A 649-nucleotide genomic window follows, 5' to 3' on the forward strand; every position below is an offset into this window, starting at 1 on the left:
GGTAAGCGCCGTCGATCAGCGTCGCCTTGACGCCGATCATCGGGAAGCCCGCGAACGGACCCGAGGTCATGACGCTGTTGATGCCCTTTTCGACACCGGGGATGTATTCCTTCGGCACGGCGCCGCCGACGATCTTGGTCTCGAACTCGAACTCGCTGCTGTCCGGGTTCGGCTCGAAGACGATCTTGACGCGAGCGAACTGACCGGTACCGCCGGTCTGCTTCTTGTGCGTGTAGTCCTGCTCGTGCCTGCGGGTGATCGTCTCGCGATAAGCCACCTGCGGTGCGCCGACATTGGCCTCGACCTTGAACTCGCGACGCATACGGTCGACGATGATGTCCAGGTGAAGTTCGCCCATGCCGGAAATGATGGTCTGGCCGCTTTCCTCGTCGGTCTTGACACGGAAGGACGGATCCTCGGCGGCCAGGCGGTGAAGGGCGAGGCCCATCTTTTCCTGGTCGTTCTTGGTCTTCGGCTCGATGGCGATCTGGATGACCGGATCGGGGAATTCCATGCGCTCGAGAATGACCGGATGCAGCGGATCGCTCAGCGTGTCGCCGGTGGTCGTGTCCTTGAGACCGGCAAGAGCAACGATGTCGCCGGCAAAAGCCTCTTCGACGTCGGCGCGCGAGTTCGCATGCATCTGCAG

The 649-nt window shown here is 62.1% G+C and carries 1 pseudogene; it reads right to left on the minus strand.

Annotated features, from left to right (window positions below):
• Positions 1 to 649, minus strand: a pseudogene (fusA, locus tag EN984_RS36800) (elongation factor G); the annotation flags it as partial.

This window comes from Mesorhizobium sp. M7A.F.Ca.CA.004.12.1.1, assembly GCF_003997835.1.
Classification (GTDB): domain Bacteria; phylum Pseudomonadota; class Alphaproteobacteria; order Rhizobiales; family Rhizobiaceae; genus Mesorhizobium.